The sequence below is a fragment of the Erwinia sp. S43 genome (assembly GCF_016624745.1).
Lineage (GTDB): Bacteria > Pseudomonadota > Gammaproteobacteria > Enterobacterales > Enterobacteriaceae > Erwinia > Erwinia coffeiphila.
Genome location: NZ_JACVTX010000004.1, coordinates 229536 through 252357 on the forward strand (window position 1 = coordinate 229536; position 22822 = coordinate 252357).

General features: G+C 54.7%; 22 protein-coding genes and 1 tRNA gene. 13 read left to right on the forward strand and 10 right to left on the reverse strand.

The genetic code is table 11. From position 1 onward, the window contains the following. Positions 1-11: 11 nt before the first annotated feature. The 3 genes from IBT47_RS07355 to IBT47_RS07365 form a co-directional block, all read right to left on the reverse strand. Positions 12-995, reverse strand: coding sequence for an HNH endonuclease (locus IBT47_RS07355; RefSeq protein WP_200559963.1), 984 nt, complete (start codon positions 993-995; stop codon positions 12-14). Further along, positions 952-2082, reverse strand: a complete 1131-nt coding sequence (locus IBT47_RS07360; RefSeq protein WP_200559964.1) for a DNA cytosine methyltransferase — start codon at positions 2080-2082, stop codon at positions 952-954. Before IBT47_RS07360 ends, IBT47_RS07355 begins: the two co-directional genes overlap by 44 nt. Positions 2083-2262: 180 nt before the next feature. Then, positions 2263-2339: transfer RNA gene (locus tag IBT47_RS07365), tRNA-Arg, on the reverse strand. Positions 2340-2520: 181 nt separating this feature from the next. On the opposite strand from IBT47_RS07365, the gene folD reads away from it, so the two are divergent. The 3 genes from folD (at position 2521) to adhP (ending at position 4862) form a co-directional block, all read left to right on the forward strand. Further along, a complete protein-coding gene (gene folD, locus IBT47_RS07370) occupies positions 2521-3387 on the forward strand; it encodes a bifunctional methylenetetrahydrofolate dehydrogenase/methenyltetrahydrofolate cyclohydrolase FolD (RefSeq protein WP_105590894.1) in 867 nt (288 codons plus the stop codon). After that, positions 3387-3599, forward strand: a complete 213-nt coding sequence (gene ybcJ, locus IBT47_RS07375) for a ribosome-associated protein YbcJ (protein WP_105590893.1) — start codon at positions 3387-3389, stop codon at positions 3597-3599. Before folD ends, ybcJ begins: the two co-directional genes overlap by 1 nt. A gap of 246 nt (positions 3600-3845) precedes the next feature. Beyond that, positions 3846-4862 (forward strand): alcohol dehydrogenase AdhP, encoded by a 1017-nt coding sequence (gene adhP / locus IBT47_RS07380; protein ID WP_105590892.1) that lies wholly within the window; start codon positions 3846-3848, stop codon positions 4860-4862. Positions 4863-4908: 46 nt separating this feature from the next. On the opposite strand, the gene IBT47_RS07385 is transcribed toward adhP, so the two are convergent. After that, on the reverse strand, positions 4909-5559 hold the full coding sequence (locus IBT47_RS07385) for a metalloregulator ArsR/SmtB family transcription factor (protein ID WP_234471764.1): 651 nt from the start codon (positions 5557-5559) through the stop codon (positions 4909-4911). A 113-nt stretch (positions 5560-5672) separates the two neighbouring features. Here IBT47_RS07385 and IBT47_RS07390 point away from each other — a divergent pair, with 113 nt between their 5' ends. Beyond that, on the forward strand, positions 5673-7073 hold the full coding sequence (locus tag IBT47_RS07390) for an MFS transporter (protein ID WP_200559965.1): 1401 nt from the start codon (positions 5673-5675) through the stop codon (positions 7071-7073). A gap of 15 nt (positions 7074-7088) precedes the next feature. Here the strand turns inward: IBT47_RS07390 and IBT47_RS07395 are convergent, their stop codons facing one another. Then, positions 7089-8186 (reverse strand): AAA family ATPase, encoded by a 1098-nt coding sequence (locus IBT47_RS07395; protein ID WP_200559966.1) that lies wholly within the window; start codon positions 8184-8186, stop codon positions 7089-7091. A gap of 55 nt (positions 8187-8241) precedes the next feature. Further along, on the reverse strand, positions 8242-9627 hold the full coding sequence (gene cysS / locus IBT47_RS07400; protein WP_200559967.1) for a cysteine--tRNA ligase: 1386 nt from the start codon (positions 9625-9627) through the stop codon (positions 8242-8244). Between the two features lie 237 nt (positions 9628-9864). On the opposite strand from cysS, the gene ppiB reads away from it, so the two are divergent. From ppiB to IBT47_RS07425, 5 genes are all read left to right on the forward strand, one after another. Continuing rightward, positions 9865-10359 (forward strand): peptidylprolyl isomerase B, encoded by a 495-nt coding sequence (ppiB, locus tag IBT47_RS07405; protein ID WP_105590887.1) that lies wholly within the window; start codon positions 9865-9867, stop codon positions 10357-10359. A gap of 2 nt (positions 10360-10361) precedes the next feature. Continuing rightward, positions 10362-11078 (forward strand): UDP-2,3-diacylglucosamine diphosphatase, encoded by a 717-nt coding sequence (lpxH, locus tag IBT47_RS07410; protein WP_200559969.1) that lies wholly within the window; start codon positions 10362-10364, stop codon positions 11076-11078. 146 nt (positions 11079-11224) lie between these two features. Further along, positions 11225-11734, forward strand: coding sequence for a 5-(carboxyamino)imidazole ribonucleotide mutase (gene purE, locus IBT47_RS07415; protein ID WP_200545436.1), 510 nt, complete (start codon positions 11225-11227; stop codon positions 11732-11734). Further along, positions 11731-12798, forward strand: coding sequence for a 5-(carboxyamino)imidazole ribonucleotide synthase (gene purK / locus IBT47_RS07420; RefSeq protein ID WP_200559970.1), 1068 nt, complete (start codon positions 11731-11733; stop codon positions 12796-12798). Before purE ends, purK begins: the two co-directional genes overlap by 4 nt. A gap of 421 nt (positions 12799-13219) precedes the next feature. Next, positions 13220-13963 (forward strand): LuxR family transcriptional regulator, encoded by a 744-nt coding sequence (locus IBT47_RS07425; RefSeq protein ID WP_200559971.1) that lies wholly within the window; start codon positions 13220-13222, stop codon positions 13961-13963. On the opposite strand, the gene IBT47_RS07430 is transcribed toward IBT47_RS07425, so the two are convergent. From IBT47_RS07430 to ybbA, 3 genes are all read right to left on the reverse strand, one after another. After that, positions 13925-14584: an acyl-homoserine-lactone synthase gene (locus IBT47_RS07430; RefSeq protein WP_200559972.1), complete on the reverse strand. Its 660-nt coding sequence runs from the start codon at positions 14582-14584 to the stop codon at positions 13925-13927. The genes IBT47_RS07425 and IBT47_RS07430 overlap by 39 nt on opposite strands. A 540-nt stretch (positions 14585-15124) precedes the next feature. Then, positions 15125-17542, reverse strand: a complete 2418-nt coding sequence (gene ybbP / locus IBT47_RS07435) for a putative ABC transporter permease subunit YbbP (RefSeq protein ID WP_200559973.1) — start codon at positions 17540-17542, stop codon at positions 15125-15127. Continuing rightward, positions 17539-18225, reverse strand: coding sequence for a putative ABC transporter ATP-binding protein YbbA (gene ybbA / locus IBT47_RS07440; RefSeq protein ID WP_200559974.1), 687 nt, complete (start codon positions 18223-18225; stop codon positions 17539-17541). Before ybbA ends, ybbP begins: the two co-directional genes overlap by 4 nt. On the opposite strand from ybbA, the gene tesA reads away from it, so the two are divergent. The 4 genes from tesA to IBT47_RS07460 all read left to right on the forward strand — a co-directional run bounded on the left by tesA (position 18196) and on the right by IBT47_RS07460 (position 21673). Then, positions 18196-18819: a multifunctional acyl-CoA thioesterase I/protease I/lysophospholipase L1 gene (gene tesA, locus IBT47_RS07445; protein WP_146114103.1), complete on the forward strand. Its 624-nt coding sequence runs from the start codon at positions 18196-18198 to the stop codon at positions 18817-18819. The genes ybbA and tesA overlap by 30 nt on opposite strands. Positions 18820-18850: 31 nt before the next feature. Next, positions 18851-19624: an SDR family oxidoreductase gene (locus IBT47_RS07450; RefSeq protein WP_200559975.1), complete on the forward strand. Its 774-nt coding sequence runs from the start codon at positions 18851-18853 to the stop codon at positions 19622-19624. Positions 19625-19693: 69 nt separating this feature from the next. Next, entirely contained in the window at positions 19694-20551 is an 858-nt protein-coding gene (locus IBT47_RS07455) for a co-chaperone YbbN (RefSeq protein WP_200559976.1), read from the forward strand. A gap of 90 nt (positions 20552-20641) precedes the next feature. Continuing rightward, the gene (locus tag IBT47_RS07460) at positions 20642-21673 is read left to right on the forward strand and encodes a LacI family DNA-binding transcriptional regulator (protein ID WP_200559977.1); all 1032 of its coding nucleotides are present in this window, start codon (positions 20642-20644) and stop codon (positions 21671-21673) included. A gap of 35 nt (positions 21674-21708) precedes the next feature. On the opposite strand, the gene IBT47_RS07465 is transcribed toward IBT47_RS07460, so the two are convergent. Then, positions 21709-22740 (reverse strand): LacI family DNA-binding transcriptional regulator, encoded by a 1032-nt coding sequence (locus IBT47_RS07465; RefSeq protein ID WP_200545428.1) that lies wholly within the window; start codon positions 22738-22740, stop codon positions 21709-21711. Positions 22741-22822: the final 82 nt, after the last annotated feature.

Below are 22822 nucleotides of genomic sequence, written 5' to 3' on the forward strand. Positions count from 1 at the left end.
GTAACGCAGATTCATTCAGAATGAATCAACTCAAATAAAAAATTGTTTGAGATTTTTTTTCTATGCACATCATCATGGCAAACATTACAAAGTGTAATTAGGTTTCCTAACACATTTTCCCCACCGTCAGCATGGTGTTCAATATGATGTAATTCAAGAAAAGTCCTTGGATCTCCGGGAATTTTTCTTATATGGGACCATTGGCAGATTCGACAAGCATGGCGATCTCGTTCCAGCACTTTGACTCGGACAGGATCGGGTATTTTTCTATCATGAACTTCCGCTTGCCGATCTTCTTCAAGCAGGTAGGCACCTACATTCAATTCCGGGCGACCGGAATTTTTAGTTGCAATCGGCCAGCCATCCTCAGTGCGTAATTCGCGGGTACGACGAGCCCACTCCTTACTATCGTTAGCTAAATATCTCAACTCCTCACCCGTTACCGGGCGACCAACATTCTTCCTCAGATAGGTCAGTATTTTTTCCTTGGTTGAAACCTTAGTACGGCGAAGTTCATTGACTTCATTCCAACGGAGCGCAGCTTCTCTATCTTGTTCAGAAGACATCAGTGCATAAATATCAGTTTTGAGGCAGCTAATGTCACTGACATTGAGATCTTCTATAGAAATTTCCTGTTGCTCGATCATTTCTTTAAGTGTATTACCACTTAATACTGACCAACCAAATTCAACCCTTAATTCTCTTATCCTCCTTGCATATTCGCTTATCCCAGCGACTATCATTAATTCATCGCCATGAATAATTTCCCTTGGGTATTTCATTAGATATGCCAAAATACGCTCTCGCGCAGAATTACAGCCTTCATCATTAATAAGAGAGCTCCCTAAATCACGTAACACGTGAGTTGCAGGTACGAGAGCCAAAACCTGCTCCCGCAAAGAACTTTCTAATAATCTGCTCTCAAAATCAGCAATTAATACTGCAAGCTGTTTACGCAGCGTTTCCGGTTCGTTCTTCTTTGATCTTCGCACCATTTTGAATTCTGCATTCCATCAAGTGAATAACATAACTAGCTATTTTTTCAGCAAAAACAGGAGGAACCGCATTACCAATCTGGCGAGCGATTTCTGTTTTAGTACCTGTGAAAACAAAGCTATCATTAAAACTCATTAACCGGGCAGCTTCACGATGTGTTATTGGACGATGTTCTTCCGGATGGAGATAACGTCCTTTTTCAGGCTTAAAGAATTCTGTACGTATGGTAACGGAAGGGCGTTCCCACCATAAGCGTCCAAAGAGGTCCGTACCACCGGATTTTTTTCTAATCCAACAATCAGGGGTAATATCTGGCCTGTTATTTTGCAAGTCAAATCTGTTACCCCCTATCGGAACAGCGCGATAACGCTCCTGAGACAGAGCAGTTGGGTTCCGACCGAAGTGGAGATCCAATGGAGGTGGGACGTCCCGAATTTCTGTTCCCACGGGTTCTGGTAAATCACTAATAAAATCTTTAACGTTTAGCCATGAAGGAAGTTTACCGGGTTTATCCGGATTTTGATGCGAAGGCAACGGCGGAAAGTTTGATACTTTATCCAGAGAAAACCGCTCTTTCTTAATGCCAATGGCAATAGCGCGCTTACGCGTCTGAGGTACACCATAATCAGCGGTATTCAGTATTGAAGGGTTTAAAAGCGTGAAACCCAGTCTTTCAGCACGGACCGTGATATCCTGAAACTCATCACTCGATAAAAGCCCGGGAACGTTTTCCATAACAAAAACTGAGGCCGATGACTTCTCAATGATATCCATGTAAGGTTCCCAAAGTGCACGACGATGGTCACCATCACGGTTTTTATTTAATAAGCTGAACCCCTGGCAAGGGGGACCACCAATAACGATATCTGCTTCAGGTACGGGATTTTCAGCAATCCATTCCTCAATATTTGCGACTACACCATGCTCACCATAGTTAGCATTGTAGGTTTTGATCGCAGCACTATCATTATCAAGTGCCAGAATACCTTCAAAATGAGCGCTATTATCACCTTTCATGAAGCCGTAGGACAAACCACCGGCACCACAAAATAAATCGATGACTTTCAACTTGCTAATTTTACTCATTAAAAATAGCTCCTGGTTCTGAATTTCATATCAACGGGTTATTCTACCACAAAATAGAACTGTATGCATTTACAGTATTTGGCGTTTCTATGAATCAGAAGTGAGGCTATCGGTTATATAAAAACGACACAAGGAGCAAATCAGGCAGGATTGAGAATCGCTTAACTCATTGATATTTAATGGCACGCCCTACAGGATTCGAACCTGTGACCTACGGCTTAGAAGGCCGGTGCTCTATCCAGCTGAGCTAAGGGCGCACGGTGAGTGGGTCGGATTATACGGTCAACCTCCGCTTAGTCAACGATTTTACCGCCTTTCGCCACCCGATGACGAAGTAATGAACGATATCCTGCCAATCTCCGCCTGACAGCAGCGCCCGCTTCTGACAAAATAGGGCCAATCCCCGATTTAACTCAACACAGATGGATCACCTCTCTGATGGTAGCAAAAATTATTGACGGTAAAACGATTGCGCAGCAGGTGCGGCAAGAGGTTGCGGAAAAAGTACAGCAGCGTCTGGCAGCCGGTAAACGTGCACCTGGCCTGGCCGTAGTTCTGGTGGGTGAGAACCCGGCGTCGCAAATCTATGTCGGCAGCAAACGTCGTGCCTGTGAAGAGGTCGGTTTCCTCTCCCGCTCTTACGATCTGCCCGCAACGACCAGCGAAGCAGAGCTGCTGGATCTGATTACCGAACTGAACAACGATCCGGCGATTGACGGTATTCTGGTGCAGCTGCCGCTGCCGGCCGGCATTGACAATGTGAAGGTGCTGGAGCATATCTCTCCGGCAAAAGACGTGGACGGCTTCCATCCTTATAACGTTGGCCGCCTGTGCCAGCGTGCGCCGAAGCTGCGTCCGTGCACGCCACGCGGCATCGTCACGCTGCTGGAGCGCTACAATATTGACACCTTCGGCCTGAACGCCGTAGTGGTTGGAGCCTCAAACATCGTTGGTCGCCCGATGAGCATGGAGCTGCTGCTGGCCGGTTGTACCACCACCGTAACTCACCGCTTCACCAAAAATCTGCGTCATCACGTGGAGCACGCCGATCTGCTGGTGGTTGCCGTTGGCAAACCCGGCTTTATTCCCGGCGAGTGGATTAAGCCTGGCGCGATTGTGATCGATGTGGGCATCAACCGCCTGGAAAGCGGCAAAGTGGTGGGCGATGTGGAGTTTGAAACCGCCTCCGAGCGCGCTTCCTATATCACTCCGGTGCCGGGCGGCGTGGGTCCAATGACCGTAGCAACCCTGATTCAGAATACCCTGCAGGCCTGTGAAGGCAGCGATGATGGAGCAGCAGAATAATGGCAACTTTTTCCCTTGGCGATCATCCACATGTGGATCTCTGCGACCTGTTGAAGCTGGAAGGCTGGGTTGAAAGCGGCGCAATGGCTAAATCCCTGATTGCCGACGGTTACGTGACCGTCAACGGCGCGGTGGAAACCCGCAAGCGCTGCAAAATCGTGGCTGGTCAGACCGTCGAATTCGATGGCAATCAGGTTACCGTTACCGCCTGACGCTCAATAAACGCATCAAGCAGCCGAGAACACGTCTGTTTGTCAGCTTAAGCCGCCATTCTTCGGGATAGCGGCTTTTTTATGCCGATGTAAACAGCCGATGCTCTGTATTACGGCAACCCGCTCAAGATTTCTCCATTCTCCTACCCACAAATGATTACTCCGTTGATCGTTGATTCATATCAATAAATTACCGACAGCAGGCGTTACCCTGCCTTATCCCCTGTTAAACGGAAGAGGTAGAGCATGAAAGCTGCTGTAGTCACTCACGATCACAAAGTGAACGTTGTTGAAAAAACCCTCCGCCCACTCAAGCACGGCGAAGCCCTGTTAAAAATGGATTGCTGTGGCGTGTGCCATACCGACCTGCATGTTAAAAATGGTGATTTCGGTGATAAAACCGGGGTCATCCTTGGCCATGAAGGCGTAGGCGTCGTCAAGGAAATCGGCCCGGGCGTCACCTCACTGAAGCCCGGCGATCGCGCCAGCGTAGCCTGGTTCTTCAAAGGCTGCGGCCACTGTGAGTACTGCAACAGCGGTAATGAAACCCTGTGCCGTGACGTGGTTAACGCGGGCTACACTGCCGACGGCGGCATGGCGGAAGAGTGCATCGTGGTGGCGGACTACGCGGTAAAAGTGCCGGACGGTCTGGATTCTGCGGCAGCAAGCAGCGTGACCTGCGCCGGGGTTACCACCTATAAAGCGGTGAAAGTTTCCGGCATCGCCCCTGGCAAATGGCTGGTGATCTACGGCCTTGGCGGTCTGGGCAACCTGGCGCTGCAGTACGCTAAAAACGTATTTAACGCGAAGGTGATTGCCGTTGACGTCAACGATTCACAGCTGCAGTTCGCCAAAGATATGGGCGCGGATATGGTGATCAACTCACGCAATGAAGACGCGGCAAAACTGATTCAGGAACGCGTGGGCGGCGCTCACGCAGCGGTAGTGACTGCCGTTGCTAAAGCGGCCTTTAACTCAGCGGTAGACGCCATGCGCGCCGGTGGGCGCATCGTGGCCGTTGGCCTGCCGCCGGAGTCAATGAGCCTGAATATTCCGCGCCTGGTGCTGGACGGTATTCAGGTGGTGGGATCGCTGGTTGGCACGCGTGAAGATCTGGCCGAAGCCTTCCAGTTTGCTGCCGAAGGTAAAGTGCTGCCGAAGGTTACCCGCCGTCCGCTGGAAGATATCAACACTATCTTCCACGAAATGGAAAGCGGGACTATCGTTGGCCGTATGGTGATTGATTTTACCGGGGCGAAATAATCCCCTTTAACCGGCCCGCACTACGCGGGCCGGTTGTTCGCAAACGCTACTCGCTCCACGGCTGTACCCGATAGGCACAACGCCTGGCCTGGCTGAGAATATGCTCAATGCGTACCACGTCGGCGTGCAGCACTTCGCTAAAGATGGCCTGTTCCGCCCGGCAAAATCCCTGACAGACCGTTGCCGCCGCGCAGATAGGACAGTGGTTCTCAATCAGCAGCAGGCTGCCATCATCCAGCACCTCATATTCCGCCATATAGCCTTCGGCAGAACGGATCTCCGCCAGCCGCGCAACGCGTTCGGTTAAACCGCCAAGCGCAGCCAGTTCGTGCCGATAAAACTCGCGGGTTTTCTTCTCGCGCTTTTCAATCAGCAGATCGATTCCCTGCTCGCCAAACGTTTCTCTGACAATCTCCAGCAGCTGGACGGTCAGTTCGGGGTGAGTATCCGGAAACTGCTTCTGCCCTTCCGCCGTCAGCTGCCAGAACTGTGAAGGGCGGCCCACGCCACGCGATTTAGAGAAGGCGGCAACCAGCCCTTCCGCCGCCAGCTTGTTGAACTGCTGGCGCGCGGCTTCTGCGGTCATTCCCAGCACCTTTCCCGCTTCAGCAGCCTGCTGTGGGCCACGGGTTTTCAGCAGATGAAGCAGCCGCTGTGATGTCGATAAGTGCTCTTCATGTGAAGGTTCCGTTGACAAGATTTTTATACCCCCACTAATATTCCAAGTGTTTTCTTGTTTTATTAATTTACCTCAGAGCTGTGCGGCCGACAACGTCTGAGCGAATAACCATTATGCCTCACGGAGTCACTATGTCATCGCATGAAGGGAACTGGGGAGATCTGCTCTCCGGTCAGAATGCCGCACGCTCGGCTGCACTTTCCGGCGGCGTTGCGCTGCACGCCATCAATATCTATATCGCCACCACCGTGCTGCCGTCGGTCGTTCAGGAGATCGGCGGGCTGAATCTGTATGCATGGAATACCACGCTGTTCGTGGTTGCCTCGATACTCGGTTCGGCACTGACCAGCCGCACGCTGAACCGCACCGGTGCGCGCGGTGCCTATATGATTGCCATCACGCTGTTTCTGGCCGGCAGCCTGCTGTGCGCCCTGGCACCGTCGATGCTGGTGATGCTGCTGGGCCGTACCGTGCAGGGGCTGGGCGGCGGTTTCCTGTTCGCGCTGGGCTACGCGATGATCTACGAAGTGTTTGAGAAGTCGCTGTGGCCGCGTGCCTTTGCGCTGGTGTCGGGCATGTGGGGCGTTGCCACGCTGGTTGGTCCGGCGATCGGCGGTATCTTTGCCGATATCAACGCCTGGCGCATGGCATTTGGCTTCCTGGTCCCGGTGTCGCTGCTGTACGCCTGGCTTATCTGGCGTGCGCTACCCGCCGACGCTCAGGATCGCGGGCCTGCCGCGCCGCTGCCGGGTATCCAGCTGCTGCTGCTGACGGCGGCGGTGCTGGCCATCAGCCTCGGCAGTACCGAAGCGGATCTGAGCTATAACCTACTCGGGGTTGGCGTGGCGGTGATTCTGGTGGCGATACTGGTACGTCGTGAACGGAAAGGCGACGCTGGCCTGCTGCCGCGCAATGCGCTGCGCCTTCATTCACCGCTGCTGATGCTGTATCTGACCATCGGCCTGCTGGTGGTCGGCATGACCAGTGAAACCTTCGTGCCCTACTTCCTGCAGCACCTGCACGGCCAGTCTCCGCTGATGTCGGGCTATCTGGCGGCGCTGATGGCGGCAGGCTGGACGCTGGCCGAAGTCTGGAGCTCCGGCTGGCAGGGCAAACGTATTACGCTGGCGATTGTTATTGGCCCGGTGCTGGTGCTGGCCGGGATGGTAATGCTGGCGCTGGCGATTCCGGTACAGATCGCCGAGGGCATCACGCTGCTGGTGGCGATCTCGCTGGCGCTGCTGCTGGTGGGCTTCGGGATTGGTATCGGCTGGCCACATCTGCTGACCCGGGTGCTGGAGGTAACGCCTGCAGAAGATCAGGACGCCGCCGCCACTTCGATTTCTACCGTACAGCTATTCGCTACCGCACTGGGCGCTGCGCTCTCCGGCATGCTGGCGAATATGGGCGGGCTGAACGTGCCGGGGGGCACTGAGGGGGCAATCAGCGCTTCGCGGGTGCTGTTTGGCGTGCTGGCGCTGGCACCGCTGCTGGCAATCTACAGCGCCAGCCGGGCGGCTAAAGCCAGGTAACCAGAACGATGCCGCTCAGACGGCGGCATCGCTTATCACCGTTGCGCCATCGACCTGACCCAGCTGGTAATGCCGCACCTCCGCATGTTCAGCAATCAGCTGTGCCAGCAGCGGCGAATGGCTGGTCACCCACAGCTGGCTGTAGCGGCTGGCTTCGGCAATCAGCTCAGCGAGCGCGGGCAGCAGATCGGGATGCAGGCTGTTTTCCGGCTCGTTAAGCGCCATAAATGCGGGCGGACGCGGGCTGAGCAGCGCCACCACCAGGCAGAGAAAGCGCAGCGTACCGTCGGACAGCTCGGCGGGCTCCAGCGGCCGCAGAATACCCTGGCGATGCATCAACAGCTGAAAGCGCCCGCCCTGCGCGTCCACTTCAAAACGGCTGTCGGGAAACGCCCGCTCAAGAATTGAGAACAGCAGCTCGCTGTGGCCGCGCTCGCGAATGGTTTCAAAGGCGGCGGCCAGATTGCTGCCGTCGTGGGCCAGCACCGGTGAGCGAATGCCCACCTGCGGCGCACGCAGCGCGCTGCCCGGCCACACGGCAAATTCATGGTAGAAACGCCAGCCGCGCAGGCTCTCGCGCACCTGCGACACCTCCGGGTAAAGATGCGGTTCCGCCAGCTGAGCAAACACCGACTCTTCCGCGTGCAGCGAGGCCGGATAAGCCACTCTTTCACCCTCGATATTTTGCAAAAACGCAGTCTGGTTGTTGCGCTCCAGCAGCTGCGCCGATCGGCGGCGTCGCTGTCCGCTCAGCCACAGCTGTTCTTTTTTCACCAGCGGGTCGAGGTTAAACAGGCTGATCAGCGGCTCGGGGAAACCGATTTCCAACTGGTAGTCGAAGTCGCTCATCTCAACCGCCAGCACCATGCGTTTGAGTTCGCTGTTGCGTTCACCCGGCCGCTTTCCACCCGCCCACATTGCCTTCTGAATGCCACCGTCCTGCGCCAGCCCCAGCGACAGGCGTTCGCACGCCGCTTCGTGCAGCAAACGCACCGCTTTATACAGATTGGATTTGCCGCAGCCGTTGGGGCCACTGATGACATTCAGCTGGCCAAGTTCAAACTCAAGATGGCGGATGGAGCGGTAGTTAGTGAGGGCAAACTGACGGATCATATCAACACGTCCCGGATGTAAAACGGGCCAGCGATTGCCGGCCCGGAGTGAGGGGTTACTTACGACGCCAGCTGGTACCGGCAGGGCCATCTTCAAGAATAATGCCCAGCTCATTCAGCTTATCGCGGGCCACATCGGCCTGCGCCCAGTTCTTCTCTTTGCGCGCATCGTTGCGCATTTTAATCAGCGCTTCGATCTCCGCCACTTCATCATCGTTGCTCTGCGCCCCGCTTTGCAGGAACAGTTCCGGGTCCTGCTCCAGCAGGCCAAGCACGCCTGCCAGCTGGCGCAGACGGGCAGCCAGCGCATCGGCAGCGGTTTTATCTTCTGACTTCAGGCGGTTAACCTCACGCGCCAGGTCGAACAGCGCCGAGTAGGCTTCCGGCGTGTTGAAGTCGTCGTCCATCGCCTCGCGGAAGCGGGCTTCAAACGCTTCGCCACCGGCAGGCGTTGCCGACGCATCGGTATTACGCAGCGAGGTGTAGAGGCGTTCCAGCGCAGCGCGCGCCTGGTTCAGGTTATCTTCGCCGTAGTTCAGCTGGCTGCGATAGTGGCCGGACATCAGGAAGTAGCGCACGGTTTCCGCGTCGTAGTGCGCCAGCACGTCGCGCACGGTAAAGAAGTTGTTCAGCGATTTTGACATCTTCTCGCGGTCAACCATCACCATGCCGGAGTGCATCCAGTAGTTCACATACGGGCCATCGTGGGCGCAGGTGGACTGAGCAATTTCGTTTTCATGGTGTGGGAACATCAGATCGGAACCACCGCCGTGAATGTCAAAGTGGTGGCCAAGCTGTTTGCAGTTCATCGCCGAGCACTCAATGTGCCAGCCCGGACGACCGTTGCCCCACGGCGATGCCCAGCCCGGCTCATCGGACTTGGACATTTTCCACAGCACGAAGTCCATCGGGTTGCGTTTTACATCAGCCACTTCCACGCGCGCACCGGCCTGCAGCTGTTCCAGATCCTGACGCGACAGCGAACCGTAGGTCGGGTCGCTGTCTACGGAGAACATCACGTCGCCGTTGCTGGCGACATAGGCGTGCTCACGGGCGATCAGCGTGCTCACCAGTTCGATGATTTCATCAATATGGCGGGTCGCACGCGGCTCCTGGTCCGGCGGCAGAATGTTCAGCGCGGCAAAATCGGTGTGCATTTCGGCAATCATGCGGTCGGTCAATTCACCGATCGTTTCGCCATTCTCGTTGGCACGCTTGATGATTTTGTCATCAATATCGGTGATGTTACGCACGTACTTCAGTGAATAGCCGAGGTAACGCAGATAGCGAGCCACTACGTCAAACGCCACAAAGGTCCTGCCGTGTCCAATGTGACAGAGGTCATAAACGGTAATGCCGCACACGTACATGCCAACTTGACCGGCATGGATAGGTTTAAATTCCTCTTTTTGACGACTCAGGGTGTTGAAAATCTTTAGCATTGAGACATTCCGTTTTAGGCGTGTGCGGGGTTAATGATAAAAATGATAATCCCGTATTCTGACGCATTTTTCATGCCAGCGCTACGCCAGGTATCGCTATAGCGCGGATGTTGTTATGCAGCAGGGCTGACTCGCCATCACATTTTGTGATATAAGACCCGTCTGCCGCACGGAGCGGACATTTGTCCATTCCACCGGCGCGCATTCTTAATACTCTAACCCTGACAGGATGAAAATATGGTCACTTTCCAGACTAACCACGGCGATATCGTAATCAAAACCTTTGATGACAAAGCGCCGGCAACCGTAAAAAACTTCCTGGAGTACTGCCGTGAAGGCTTCTACGACAACACCATTTTTCACCGCGTAATTAACGGTTTCATGATTCAGGGCGGCGGTTTCGAACCTGGCATGAAGCAGAAAAACACCAAAGACGAGATCCGCAACGAAGCGAACAACGGTCTGAAGAACACCAAAGGCACCCTGGCGATGGCGCGTACTCAGGCTCCTCACTCTGCTACCGCACAGTTCTTTATCAACGTTGCCGACAACGACTTCCTGAACTTCCGTGACGAAAGCCTGCAGGGCTGGGGTTACTGCGTGTTCGCTGAAGTGGTTGAAGGTATGGACGTGGTTGAGAAAATCAAAGCCGTTTCTACCGGCCGCAGCGGTATGCACCAGGACGTGCCAAAAGACGACGTGATTATCCAGAAAGTTACCGTCAGCGAGTAATAATGTCGCACACGCTGTTTATCGCAGATATTCATCTGTGTGTTGAGGAACCGGCAATTACTGCCGGTTTTCTTCATTTTTTACGCCGGGAAGCGCAGCATGCTGACGCCCTCTATATTCTTGGCGATCTGTTTGAGGCCTGGATCGGCGACGACGATCCGAATCCACTACACGCCGAAGTCGCTCAGGCTCTGAGCCAGCTCAACATCCCCTGCTTCTTTATTCACGGCAACCGCGATTTCCTGGTCGGCAAACGCTTTGCCCGCGCGGCAGGCATGACTCTGCTGCCGGAAGAGCAACTGCTGGATCTTTACGGTAAGCGCGTGCTGATTATGCACGGCGATACGCTCTGTACCGACGATGTCGGCTATCTGCGTTTCCGTGCCAAAGTGCATCAGCCCTGGCTGCAAAAACTGTTCCTCGCCCTGCCGCTGTTTATTCGCCAGCGTATTGCGGTGGAAATGCGCGCCGGAAGTAAAGAGGCGAACAGCAGCAAAGACATGGCGATTATGGACGTGAATCAGCAGGCCGTTGTGGCAGTAATGCATCGCCATCATGCGCCAATCCTGATCCACGGCCACACCCATCGCCCGGCGGTACATCAGCTGATGGTTGACGGTCACCCGGCCGAAAGAATTGTTCTGGGTGCCTGGCACGAGCAGGGATCGATGATCCGAGTCAGTGCAGAAGAGACGGCGCTGATTTCCTTCCCGTTCTGAATCAAAATTTTGCCCTGAGATGGCGTGATAATCCGCTACGCAACCGTTTTCCTTGCCGCTGACTCATGCTATTCTCTCAGCCCTTCCCATCGGGTAGCCCCAGGGTTACTACGGTGACGTTTTACAATCACAGGAGTCAGCCCCGCATGTCATCTAACGCCGCACCGGCCCGCATTGCTATTGTTATGGGTTCCAAAAGTGACTGGGCAACCATGCAGTTTGCAGCGGAAATCCTCACCAGCCTGGACGTTCCCTTCCACTGTGAAGTGGTTTCTGCCCACCGTACCCCGGACAAGCTGTTTAGCTTTGCCGAACAGGCTGCGGATAACGGCTATCAGGTGATTATTGCAGGCGCAGGCGGCGCGGCTCACCTGCCGGGTATGCTGGCAGCCAAAACGCTGGTTCCGGTGCTGGGCGTGCCGGTACAGAGCGCGGCACTGAGCGGCGTCGACAGCCTTTATTCCATCGTGCAGATGCCACGCGGCATTCCGGTTGGCACGCTGGCGATTGGTAAAGCCGGTGCGGCCAATGCAGCCTTGCTGGCGGCGCAAATCGTTGCCCTGCACGATGCCGAGCTGGCAACACGTCTGGCGGCATGGCGTCAGTCCCAGACCGATGAAGTGCTGAACAACCCGGACCCACGGGGTGAGGCATGAAACCGGTTTGCGTATTAGGTAACGGACAGCTTGGCCGCATGCTGCGCCAGGCGGGGGAACCGCTGGGGATCGCCGTTTATCCGGTCGGTCTGGATGCGGAACCGGAAGCGCTGCCGATTGCAGCCAGCGTAATTACCGCTGAAATTGAACGCTGGCCGGAAACCGCGCTGACTCGCGAACTGGCAGGTCATAACGCCTTCGTTAACCGCGATATTTTCCCCCAGCTTGCCGACCGTCTGACACAAAAACAGCTGCTTGACCGGCTGGGTCTGGCCACCGCGCCGTGGCAGCTGCTTTCCTCCGCCGACCAGTGGCCGCAGGTGTTTACCACCCTCGGTGAACTGGCAATCGTCAAACGCCGTACCGGTGGCTACGACGGACGCGGACAGTGGCGCCTGCGCGCGAATGAAACCAATTCATTACCGGAAGAGTGCTACGGCGAGTGCATCGTTGAGCGCGGCATTAACTTCTCCGGCGAAGTGTCGCTGGTAGGCGCGCGCGGGCACGATGGCCGCACGGTATTCTACCCGCTGACTCATAACCTGCATCAGGACGGTATTCTGCGTACCAGCGTCATGCTGCCGGTGGTGAATGCTGCCCATCAGCAGCAGGCCGAGCAGATGCTGTCAGCCATCATGAACGAGCTGAACTACGTCGGCGTGATGGCGATGGAGTGCTTCGTGGTGCCGGAAGGTCTGCTGATTAACGAGCTGGCCCCGCGCGTGCACAACAGCGGCCACTGGACGCAGAATGGCGCATCGATTAGCCAGTTCGAGCTGCATCTGCGGGCGATCCTCGATCTGCCGCTGCCGAAGCCGGTGGTCAGCAGCCCGGCGGTGATGGTGAATCTGATCGGTACTGACGTGAATCTTGACTGGCTGCAGCAGCCGCTGGTGCATCTGCACTGGTACGATAAAGAAGTGCGTCCGGGCCGTAAGGTCGGGCACCTGAATCTTTCTGACGTTAGCACCGCAGCATTGAGCGACGCGCTGAATGCGCTGGTGCCGATGCTGTCGGAAGAGTACGCCAGCGGGATTGCCTGGGCGGTTGAGAAGCTGGGCTGATCCCCTTCCTTGTTTCTTTGATATATATTGAAGAACGCATATCGCGTTCTTCAATTATTTACACGTTTTAGATGTAAAAGGAAAAGAATAGTCCTGGACTATACTTTAGTACGGCTAACAATTTTCATTTTAACAGCGTATTGTTAAAGCAATAAAAAATAAAATATATCAATAAATTGCCAGTCTTTTCATTATCCAGCACCAGGGAATTTAATCAATTATACTGAATCCAGGTATGAAATGTTTCAATTTCTGTCACCGGATATATTAATCTCTACAAAAATCAGTAATATATGTCGTCACCATCAAATCATACCCACAGTATCTATAAACCATGGCACAATACTGCAATTAACCCGATGATTATGATCATGTTGATCGCAGCTACCAGGGAAAGGACTATTCACAAGGATGAGTCATTATGCGAAATCCATTTTTTAACAACATGGCAATTAACTCATCGATTAAAGTACACCTTGAAAAAAGGCTGGCAAAGTATAAAAACTTCAATTATGCCTATGCTATCATGAGTAAAAATAACCCATCAAATTTTAGCATAATCTCTAATAGACAAGAATGGTTCGATGTATATCTGGAAAATAACTTCCAGTTTATTGATCCAGTATTAATGACAGCATTAGACAGGATCACTCCCTTTGCATGGGATGAAAACATCATGCTCAGCCAGGGAATAAAGGTCCCCAAGATTTTTGACATAGCAAAAAATCACAACATCATAAATGGATATACTTTCGTATTGCACGATCAATATAATAATCTTGTTGTTCTATCAATGATGATGAATGAAGAATGTGATGACAACATTGATGAATTCATCACTTATAATAAAAATCAGCTCCAGATGATTTTAATAACCACCCATGAAAAATTAACTTCACTTTATAAAGAACAAGAAAGCAAATCAGAATTTGAAGGGATGAACGCTAAAGACCTATTATCAAAACGCGAAAACGAAGTTATTTACTGGGCTAGTGTTGGGAAATCCTATCAGGAAATAGCGCTCATACTGGATATAAAAACCACCACTGTAAAATATCACATTGGTAATACGGTAAAAAAACTCGGAGTCACTAATGCAAAACATGCAATTCGAATGGGGGTGGAATTACAAATCATCAGACCGCTTCTCCCTGACGAAAAATGATAAAGGCCACTGTTTCAAAGAGTGACGACTCCCACCAATACTATTTTGCACCAATGCGGTTAACACTTCCTGGCTACCTTCGTCTACAGGCATAAAGATAAGGTATATATTTTCATTTTTTTCCGAAACCCCTATCTCAACAATAGAAACAGGCCATCCAGAACGTTTAAATATAATATACATAGAATGACTGACTATCGCATAGATCCCATCGTAGCGATAATGCCTCGCATAATTTATCATTGATAAAAACAAAGTTGCACTAACAGGGAAACCTTTACCCCTGAGTATTTCTGAACGGTTCTTATCAATAAATAAACGACTGGCTTCAATAAAATTACCACTGGGGATTTCAATTTTATTGAAATACTTATTGAAAACATGGGTAATCATATTTGGATATTTTGTTTCAATAAACCTTACACCACAAATGAGATGCCCACTGGCTTTATCTAGCAGATACACAGTTTGATGACTATCGTATTTATCCGATTCCATCCCATCATGGCAACTCACCATCCAGTTCAATCTGTCTTTAAAAACAGATTTTCTTAAAGAAAAAAGATCCTTAGATCTATAATCATCAAGAGACCTGTGACGAACATCAAAAAAATCCAGCATAGAAAACCATCCATAGTAAATTCTGGCATGAATAACCCGTTAAATCAGACCATATCAAATGACATGCTTCATGTAAAATAACAACGTTAAACTATCTGGTAGTCGATCAGCACTATTACTTTAAATTTAAAAAACTCTCGATTGATATTTTATTTCGATGTTAGGAATAAACTTATTTTTAAATATCAGTTTATTCTTAACCGTTCTGACGAAGTCGGATGTTCTTACAAGACTGCTAAGCCTATCGTTTGCAATCCAGACGTTGCCGATCGTTAAAGCTGCCGTTTTTGAGTATTACTGACTAAAAATAAAGCTTTATGCAGACTCATCATGTATCAACCCTCTGCTAATAAATGTATTACAGTGAGGCAAACCCAACGCTTCTGGCAGCAACACCGTAACCTAAAAGGGAGAGTGGTACTGGACAGGTTAGCCGGGTGTCTGCCGCACGGATGCGGCAGCCAAGCCTACAAGGACGTATTTACGGCGACCCGGCGATCTGCCAGTACCACTCTCACCAGGCCACCGCTTCCACCACAATTACCCCGCCTCATACCCCCTGAACAGCGCCCTGCCCTTCAGCAACCGCACGCCCAGCCAGCCACCGCACAGGGAGAGCAGCAGCGCACCGGTCAGCGGCAGCACCAGCCACAGTACGAAATCCGGCTGCCACGGGAAATCGAACACTTTTCGCTGTAATCCCCACAGGGCCACCTCCGCACCGATTGCCGCCGCCGCACCGGACACTACGCCCAGCAGTGCAAACTCGCACCACAGCGTACCGCGCAGCAGCTTTTTACCCGCACCCAGCGTGCGATACACCACCAGCTCCTGACGCCGCTGGCGCATGCCCACCTGGATCTGCGCCAGCAGCAGAAGCACGCCACAGGCGGTCACCAGCACCACCATAATTTCCAGCGCCTGGCTCACCTGCGCCAGTACCTGCCCGATCTGCCGCAGAATACTGCCGATATCCAGCAGGCTCAGAGTCGGAAACTCGCGGTTTAGTTGCACCAGCAGCGCATTGTTATTATCCAGGCGGAAGCTGGTCAGCCAGGTCTGCGGCTGCGCATCCAGCGCGCCCGGCGGGAAGATAAAGAAGAAGTTCGGCTTCAGGCTTTCCCAGTCCACTTTGCGCAGACTGGTGATTTTCGCCGTAAAGTCCTGGGTATCGCCGGTAAAGGTCAGCGTGTCGCCCAGCTTCACGCCCAGCCTTCCCGCCAGTTCCTCCTCCATCGACGTTTCACCCGCTTTTGGAGGCCATGTACCTGCGGTGAGCGGGTTATGATCCGGCAGGTCGCGCTGCCACGTCAGATTCAGCTCGCGGTTGAGTGATTCATCCATCTTCGGATCGACCGGCTGCTGATTGATGCCGGTCAGGCGCACGCGAGCCACCGGGTAGAAGGTTTCCGGCTTCACCTGATGCTGTTCAAGGAAGGTTTTCACCTGCGGCACCTGCTGCTCGGTAAGATTCAGCAGGAAGTAGTTCGGGCTACCCGGCGGCAGCTGTTGCTGCCAGCGGTCCAGCAGATCGCCGCGCATCACCAGCAGCAGCGCCAGCAGCATAAACGACAGCGAGAATGCCGCCAGCTGGCTCAGAGTGGTCCACGGCTGTCGCAGCAGGCGGTTAACCGCCAGGCGAAATGCCAGATTGCGCAGGGTCAGGCGCTTAAGCAGCAGCAGTCCTCCCCAGCCCACCGCGCCCAGCAGCAGCGACAGCAACACAATGCCCGCCACCAGCGCCCACAGCAGTTTACTGCCGCCGACCAGCAGCGCCAGCAGCCCCACCACCACCAGCACCATCAGCGGCAGATAAATTTTCAGCGGCCAGATATTCGCCACCGCGTCGCGTCGCAGTACGCGCAGCGGCTGGGTTGCCAGCAGCAGACGATAGGGCCGCAGGCCAACCAGCAGGGAAATCACAAACAGCGAGCCTACCGCCCACAGCCACGGCCATGCACTGGCGGCCGGGAGTTCACCGGGCAGCACCGGGCGCAGCATACGCAGCAGCAGCGCCTCAAACCCCATACCGATAACGCCACCGCAGATCGCCGCCAGCAGCAGTACCGCCAGCCACTGCCCGACAATCAGCTTGCGTAACGCCTTGCGGTTAGCGCCCAGGGTTTTCAGTACCGCCACCAGATCGTAGCGGCTGCGGCAGTAGTGGCTCATCGCCACCGCTACGGCGGCAATCGCCAGCATCAGCGTCAGCAGCGCCGACAGCAGCAGGAACTGCTGGGCGCGCTGCATGGATTTACCCAGCGCATCGTCCGAGTTTTCCACGCTGATCCAGCGCTGGTCCGGCGTCAGCCGCGAGGCTATCCAGTCATCAAAGCGCGCCAGCTGCTGCGGATTGCCGGCAAATTTATAATTCCAGGTGAGGCGGCTGCCCGGCTGTACGGCACCGGTTTTTTCCACGTCGGCCAGGTTCATCAGCAGCCGCGGGGCCGTTTGAAACGGATTAAATCCGGCATCCGGTTCCTGAATGACCTCCCCGGCAATACGTAAAGTCGTATCGCCCACATCCAGATTTTCGCCGCTTTTACGCTCGAGCTGCGCCAGCAGTCGGGGCGCGGCCAGCACGGTTCCCGCCGCCGGTTTTAACCCGGCCGGCTCGGTCGCCAACTGGCCGAACATCGGATAGGCATCATCCACCGCTTTCACCGATGCCAGCTGTGGGGTATCACCGGCGAAGGTCATGGTCATAAAGGTCAGTTGGCGCCCCACCTGTAGCCCGTCGCTGCGCGCCTGCTCAAGCCATTCGGCAGGCACCTCACGCGAGCTGCGCAGCGTGCGGTCGCCCGCCATGAAATCACGGCTTTGCTGAGTTAAGCCTTTCTCCATGCGGTCGCTGAGCGATCCCAGCGCCAGCACGCAGGCCACCGCCAGCGTCAGCGCCAGCCAGACAATCAGCAGCGAGGGGGATTTCCACTCACGCCAGAACCAGCGCCAGATCATGATTCCTCCCACAGCTTGCCGTCGCGCAGCCGCAGACGACGATCGCAGCGCGCCGCCAGTTGTTCATCGTGGGTAACCAGAATCAGCGTGGTGCCCAGCTCGCGGTTCATGGAAAACAGCAGATCGGCGATGCGATCGCCGGTTTTACGGTCGAGGTTACCGGTCGGTTCATCGGCAAACAGCAGCGCCGGGCGGCCGTTAAAAGCGCGAGCCAGCGCCACGCGCTGCTGCTCCCCGCCGGAAAGCTGAGCGGGAAGATGGCTGAGGCGCTGGCCAAGCCCAAGCTGACCGAGCAGCTGCGCCGCCTGTTCGCGGCTCTGCCGGTCGCTCTCGCCGCGCAACAGCGCCGGGAGCTGTACGTTTTCCACCGCGTTCAGCGTTGGCACCAGCATGAAAGACTGAAAAACAAAGCCCACATTTTTCGCCCGCAGCTCCGCCCGCTGTTCTTCATCCATTTTATGCAGCGGCTGCCCCAGCATCATCACTTCCCCTTCGCTGCCGTCGTCCAGACCGGCAAGAATGCCGAGCAGCGTCGATTTCCCTGAACCCGACTCGCCGATCAGGGCGATAGTTTCAGCCGGTTTGACAACCAGCTCAACTCCGGTAAGGATGGAAAGCTGATGCTCACCCTGACCGACGGACTTACTAAGACGATGAACTTCAAGAATGTTTTCCGCTGGCATTACCCTTTCCTGTTGCTGTTAGCTTTGATGACGATGCGCGCGACGGCGGCGGATACGCTGCTGGTGCTGGGCGACAGCCTCAGCGCCGGTTACCGCATGTCCGCCAGTGCCGCATGGCCTGCATTACTCAATGATAAGTGGCAAAAATCACCCGCTATTATTAACGGTAGCATAAGCGGCGACACCGCAGCCCAGGGGGTTGCACGTCTGCCCGCTCTGCTGAAAAAGCATCAGCCCCGCTGGGTGCTGATTGAACTGGGCGGCAACGACGGTCTGCGCGGCTTCCCGCCTAAACAGCTGGAGCAGGATCTGGACAGCGCCATTAAACAGGTTAAAGCCGCCGGGGCGCAGCCGCTGCTGATGCAGGTTCGCCTGCCCGCCAACTATGGCCGCCGCTATACCGAATCGTTTGCCGCCATTTATCCGCAGCTGGCGGAGCGCAATAGCATTCCGCTGGTGCCGTTCTTTATGGAGCAGGTGTATCTGAAACCGGAGTGGATGCAGGATGACGGTATTCATCCGGCCCCTGCCGCACAGTCGTTTATTGCCGATGTGATGGCGAAACAGCTGGCTCCTTTAGTTAACCATGAGTAACCCGGCCACGAACGCTGTAACAGGTAAAGTTATGCAAAAATCTATCGTAATAACCGGCAGTTCCAGCGGAATTGGCCTGGTGGCGGCCAGCGATTTGCTGCGCCGGGGCTATCATGTGATTGCCGCCTGCCGCAAGCCGCAGGACGTGGAGCGGATGAATGAGCTGGGCTTCAGCGGCGTGTTGCTCGATCTGGATGATGCAGAAAGCGTGGAGCGCGGTGCGGCAGAGATCCTCACGCTGTGCGAGGGCCGCCTGTTCGGACTGTTTAATAATGGCGGTTTTGGCCAGTATGGACCGCTGCAATCGGTTACCCGTGCCCAGCTGGAGCGGCAGTTTTCCACCAACCTGTTCGGCACCCACCAGCTGACTATTCTGCTGCTACCGGCGCTTATCGCCAGCGGTGCCGGGCGCATTATTAACACCAGCTCGGTACTGGGGCTGATCTCTACGCCGGGCCGCGGTGCCTATGCCGCCAGTAAATATGCGCTGGAGGCCTGGTCCGATGCGCTGCGTATGGAGCTTCATACCAGCGGCGTGCGCGTCAGCCTGATCGAACCGGGGCCAATCAGTACGCGGTTTACCGATAATGTCAGCCAGGCGCAGCAGGATAAACCGGTGAAAAACCCGGGCATCGCCGCCCGCTTTACCCTGCCGCCGGAGGCGATTTTGCCGAAGCTGCACCACGCGCTGGAAAGCAAGCATCCGCGCCTGCGTTATCCGGTGACGCTGGTCACCTGGACCATGACGCTGCTGCGCAGGCTGCTGCCGGGGCGCGCGCTGGACTGGTTTTTACGGCAGAATTAGTCCACGGGCCTTGAAGCCCGCCGTTCTGCCCCAATACAGTATGAAACTCACGTGAAAAGAGACGAATTCATGGCACCACACGCTGCGATTGTTGAAATTAATGAAACCAACCTGCACCAGACGCTGGAACAGTCAATGCAGGTTCCCGTACTGTTTTATTTCTGGTCCGGGCGCAGCCAGCACTGCCTGCAACTGACGCCGCTGCTGGAGCGCCTGGCGCAGGAGTATGCCGGTCAGTTTATTCTGGCAACGCTGGACTGTGATGCGGAACCTGCCGTCGCGCAGCAGTTTGGTCTGCGCTCAATCCCGACCGTGTATCTGTTCCAGAACGGTCAGCCGGTCGACGGCTTCCAGGGGCCGCAGCCGGAAGAGGCGATACGCGCCCTGCTGGAAAAAGTGCTGCCGAAGGAAGAAGAGCTGAAGGCGCAGCAGGCGATGCAGCTGATGGACGAAGGCAAAGCGCTGGATGCCCTGCCGCTGCTGAAAGATGCCTGGCAGCTGAGCAATCAGCGTAGCGATATCGGCTTCCTACTGGCTGAAGTGCTGATTGGCCTGAACCGCAGCGACGAAGCGGAAGCGGTGCTGAAAGCGGTGCCGTTGCAGGATCAGGATAGCCGCTATCAGGGGCTGATTGCGCAAATCGATCTGCTGAAACAGGCGGCGGACACTCCGGAGATCCAACAGCTGCAGCAGCAGATCGCCGAGAACCCGGAAGACGCTTCGCTGGCAACCCAGCTGGCGATCCAGCTCCATCAGGTTGGCCGCAACGAAGAGGCGCTGGAGCTGCTGTTCGTTCATCTGAAGAAAGATCTTGGCGCTGCGGATGGCCAGGCGCGTAAAATCCTGCAGGAAATTCTTGCCGCGCTGGGTACCGGCGATGCGCTGGCCAGCAAGTACCGCCGCCAGCTTTACTCCCTGCTTTACTGATTATCCGGTACGGACGCGGCATCACGGGCTGCGTCCGGCCTGTTACTTAGCCGTGGCTGCCTGCTCCTGACTCTATTCCGGTACTGACAAATGACTGACCGCTTCTCGAAGAAAAATCCGACCATTCAGGATATTGCCCGAATTTCGGGGTTAAGTACCGCCACGGTGGATCGGGTTTTGAATCAGCGCCCCGGCGTACGTGAAAATACCCGCCAGCGGGTCGAGGAAGCACTCAGGCAATTCTCCGCACAGCAGAACAGCGGGCAGCAGATGAAAATCGCCTTTGTTCTGGAAGCCGGTACCAGCTACATCGAACTGGTGAAGAGTGCGCTAGAGAGCGTTAAGACAGGCTATCCCGCTATCACCACCACCTTTGACAGCGTGCCCAACTATCAGCGCGATGCTCAGGCATTCAGCCAGCTGTTAAAAAAGCGCGTTAGCGAATCCGATGCGGTGGTACTGGTTTCCCGCGAGGATGTGCAGGTGAATAGTGAGGTGCGCAGCGCCGGTGCCAGCGGTGTACCGGTGATCTGTCTGTCAACCGATCTGCCCCATTCTGCCGCCTACGTTGGGGTTGATGAGGTGAGCGCCGGGGCTAATGCCGCGCTGCTGATGGGAAAAATGCTGCCGGTAAAAGCGGCCAAAGTGCTGTTTGTGGTTAGCGCCACCTATCGCAATCAGGAAGAGCGGGAAATGGGCTTTCGCCGGGTGATGCGCAATGAATTCCCCCACCTGGAGATTCAGGAAAAAATCAGCTCCAACGATGAATCAGCGGAGACTTACAAGCTGATAAAAAAATATCTTCAGGATAATCGCGATATCGCCGCCGTTTACAACGTCGCCGGTGGTAACCGCGGCATTGCCAGGGCGCTGGCCGAAGAAAAACTGGCAGGAAAGGTTATTTTTATTGCTCATGAGCTGACCGAGCACAGCCAGCGAATGCTTGAACAGGACGAGGTTAACGTTATTTTTGGCCATGACAGCGAACGTGAAATCGAAGCGTGTTTTACTCTCGCTCAGCGGCTGGTGAAAGGCCAACCCGTCCGCTCAAGCTATATGCCGCTGCTGATGTTCACCAAATATTCCCGCTTCGATCTCCCCTCCCCGGCGGATAACGAGTAACGCGCAAAATTAAACCTGCACATACAGGCTGCGCATCAGTATCCCGCATCAAAAAATGAGTTTTTGTTGTAGATAATCAGCGGGGTTTTGATGCTGACCGCCGGTTTCCCCGCGCGGATCTGTTCAAAAATCGTCAGGCAGTGGTTAATTTCACTCTGCACATCGTGGCCCAGCACCGCGTCCATTTCCCCGGTTTCCAACAGGCTGCGGGTGAATTCGCTCAGCTCGTGGCCAATAAACAGCACCTTATCCGTCAGCCCGGCTTCGCGCAGCGCCCGGGCAATACCACGATTCCCTCCCGCCATATTATAAATGCCCGCCATCGGTGCATTCTCCTTCAGGTATTTTTTTACGCTCAGCCACGCGCCTTCGGCTTCATCGTTGATATTCACCCGTTCCAGAATATTCAGATGAGCGTAATCGGCGCGTAATACCCGGCGGAAGCCCACCTCGCGCTCTTCCTGGGCGCGATAGGCTGAACTGCACAGCAGCAGAATATTCCCCGGCACGCGCGGCAGCATTCGGCCCATCAGCCAGGCGGCGGTAGCACCGGTACCAATCTGATCCAGCCCGACGTAGGCGCTGCGCCGTGAGTTGGGTAGATCGGTGGTCAGGCAGATCACCGGCACGCCGTTTTCCACCGCCTCACGCACCGCGCGGTTGGTTTTTACCTCATCCCGCGAAACCAGAATAATTCCTTCACATTCTTCGGCTCGCCGCAGGATCAGCGCGCTGAAGCGATCGGCATTCACCTGCACGTTGGGCACGCTGTCGAAGGTGAAGTGCAGTTCAGGGTGAGCAGCACTGTATTTTTTGGCCTCTTTCTCAATCAGATTGATAAAGCTTGAACCTGCCTCGCAGATAAAGGCGATACGCCGCAGCGGTAACGAGGCATTTTCCTGCCAGTTCCCCCCAAGGCGGTTGATGGCCGCCTGCACTTTTTTGCCGGTGACCGCCCGCACGCCGCTGCGGGCATTCAGCACCCGATCGACGGTCGAGGTGCTCAGACCTGCCGCCTTCGCAATTTCAACAACCGTTGGGCCACGACGAAAAGGTTTCTCTGACATAGGATTCCTGATGCAATTATACCGGCCTTTAAAATGTTAATAATCATAACCAGTTACGTTAAAAACACCAAATATTCCATCA

What these genes read in the sequence shown, in the direction of transcription:
- IBT47_RS07355 (WP_200559963.1), bottom strand. Translation starts at nt 995, where the DNA reads ATGGTGCGAAGATCAAAGAAGAACGAACCGGAAACGCTGCGTAAACAG.
- IBT47_RS07360 (WP_200559964.1), bottom strand. Translation starts at nt 2,082, where the DNA reads ATGAGTAAAATTAGCAAGTTGAAAGTCATCGATTTATTTTGTGGTGCC.
- folD (WP_105590894.1), top strand. Translation starts at nt 2,521, where the DNA reads ATGGTAGCAAAAATTATTGACGGTAAAACGATTGCGCAGCAGGTGCGG.
- ybcJ (WP_105590893.1), top strand. Translation starts at nt 3,387, where the DNA reads ATGGCAACTTTTTCCCTTGGCGATCATCCACATGTGGATCTCTGCGAC.
- adhP (WP_105590892.1), top strand. Translation starts at nt 3,846, where the DNA reads ATGAAAGCTGCTGTAGTCACTCACGATCACAAAGTGAACGTTGTTGAA.
- IBT47_RS07390 (WP_200559965.1), top strand. Translation starts at nt 5,673, where the DNA reads ATGTCATCGCATGAAGGGAACTGGGGAGATCTGCTCTCCGGTCAGAAT.
- IBT47_RS07395 (WP_200559966.1), bottom strand. Translation starts at nt 8,186, where the DNA reads ATGATCCGTCAGTTTGCCCTCACTAACTACCGCTCCATCCGCCATCTT.
- cysS (WP_200559967.1), bottom strand. Translation starts at nt 9,627, where the DNA reads ATGCTAAAGATTTTCAACACCCTGAGTCGTCAAAAAGAGGAATTTAAA.
- ppiB (WP_105590887.1), top strand. Translation starts at nt 9,865, where the DNA reads ATGGTCACTTTCCAGACTAACCACGGCGATATCGTAATCAAAACCTTT.
- lpxH (WP_200559969.1), top strand. Translation starts at nt 10,362, where the DNA reads ATGTCGCACACGCTGTTTATCGCAGATATTCATCTGTGTGTTGAGGAA.
- purE (WP_200545436.1), top strand. Translation starts at nt 11,225, where the DNA reads ATGTCATCTAACGCCGCACCGGCCCGCATTGCTATTGTTATGGGTTCC.
- purK (WP_200559970.1), top strand. Translation starts at nt 11,731, where the DNA reads ATGAAACCGGTTTGCGTATTAGGTAACGGACAGCTTGGCCGCATGCTG.
- IBT47_RS07425 (WP_200559971.1), top strand. Translation starts at nt 13,220, where the DNA reads ATGCGAAATCCATTTTTTAACAACATGGCAATTAACTCATCGATTAAA.
- IBT47_RS07430 (WP_200559972.1), bottom strand. Translation starts at nt 14,584, where the DNA reads ATGCTGGATTTTTTTGATGTTCGTCACAGGTCTCTTGATGATTATAGA.
- ybbP (WP_200559973.1), bottom strand. Translation starts at nt 17,542, where the DNA reads ATGATCTGGCGCTGGTTCTGGCGTGAGTGGAAATCCCCCTCGCTGCTG.
- tesA (WP_146114103.1), top strand. Translation starts at nt 18,196, where the DNA reads ATGAACTTCAAGAATGTTTTCCGCTGGCATTACCCTTTCCTGTTGCTG.
- ybbA (WP_200559974.1), bottom strand. Translation starts at nt 18,225, where the DNA reads ATGCCAGCGGAAAACATTCTTGAAGTTCATCGTCTTAGTAAGTCCGTC.
- IBT47_RS07450 (WP_200559975.1), top strand. Translation starts at nt 18,851, where the DNA reads ATGCAAAAATCTATCGTAATAACCGGCAGTTCCAGCGGAATTGGCCTG.
- IBT47_RS07455 (WP_200559976.1), top strand. Translation starts at nt 19,694, where the DNA reads ATGGCACCACACGCTGCGATTGTTGAAATTAATGAAACCAACCTGCAC.
- IBT47_RS07460 (WP_200559977.1), top strand. Translation starts at nt 20,642, where the DNA reads ATGACTGACCGCTTCTCGAAGAAAAATCCGACCATTCAGGATATTGCC.
- IBT47_RS07465 (WP_200545428.1), bottom strand. Translation starts at nt 22,740, where the DNA reads ATGTCAGAGAAACCTTTTCGTCGTGGCCCAACGGTTGTTGAAATTGCG.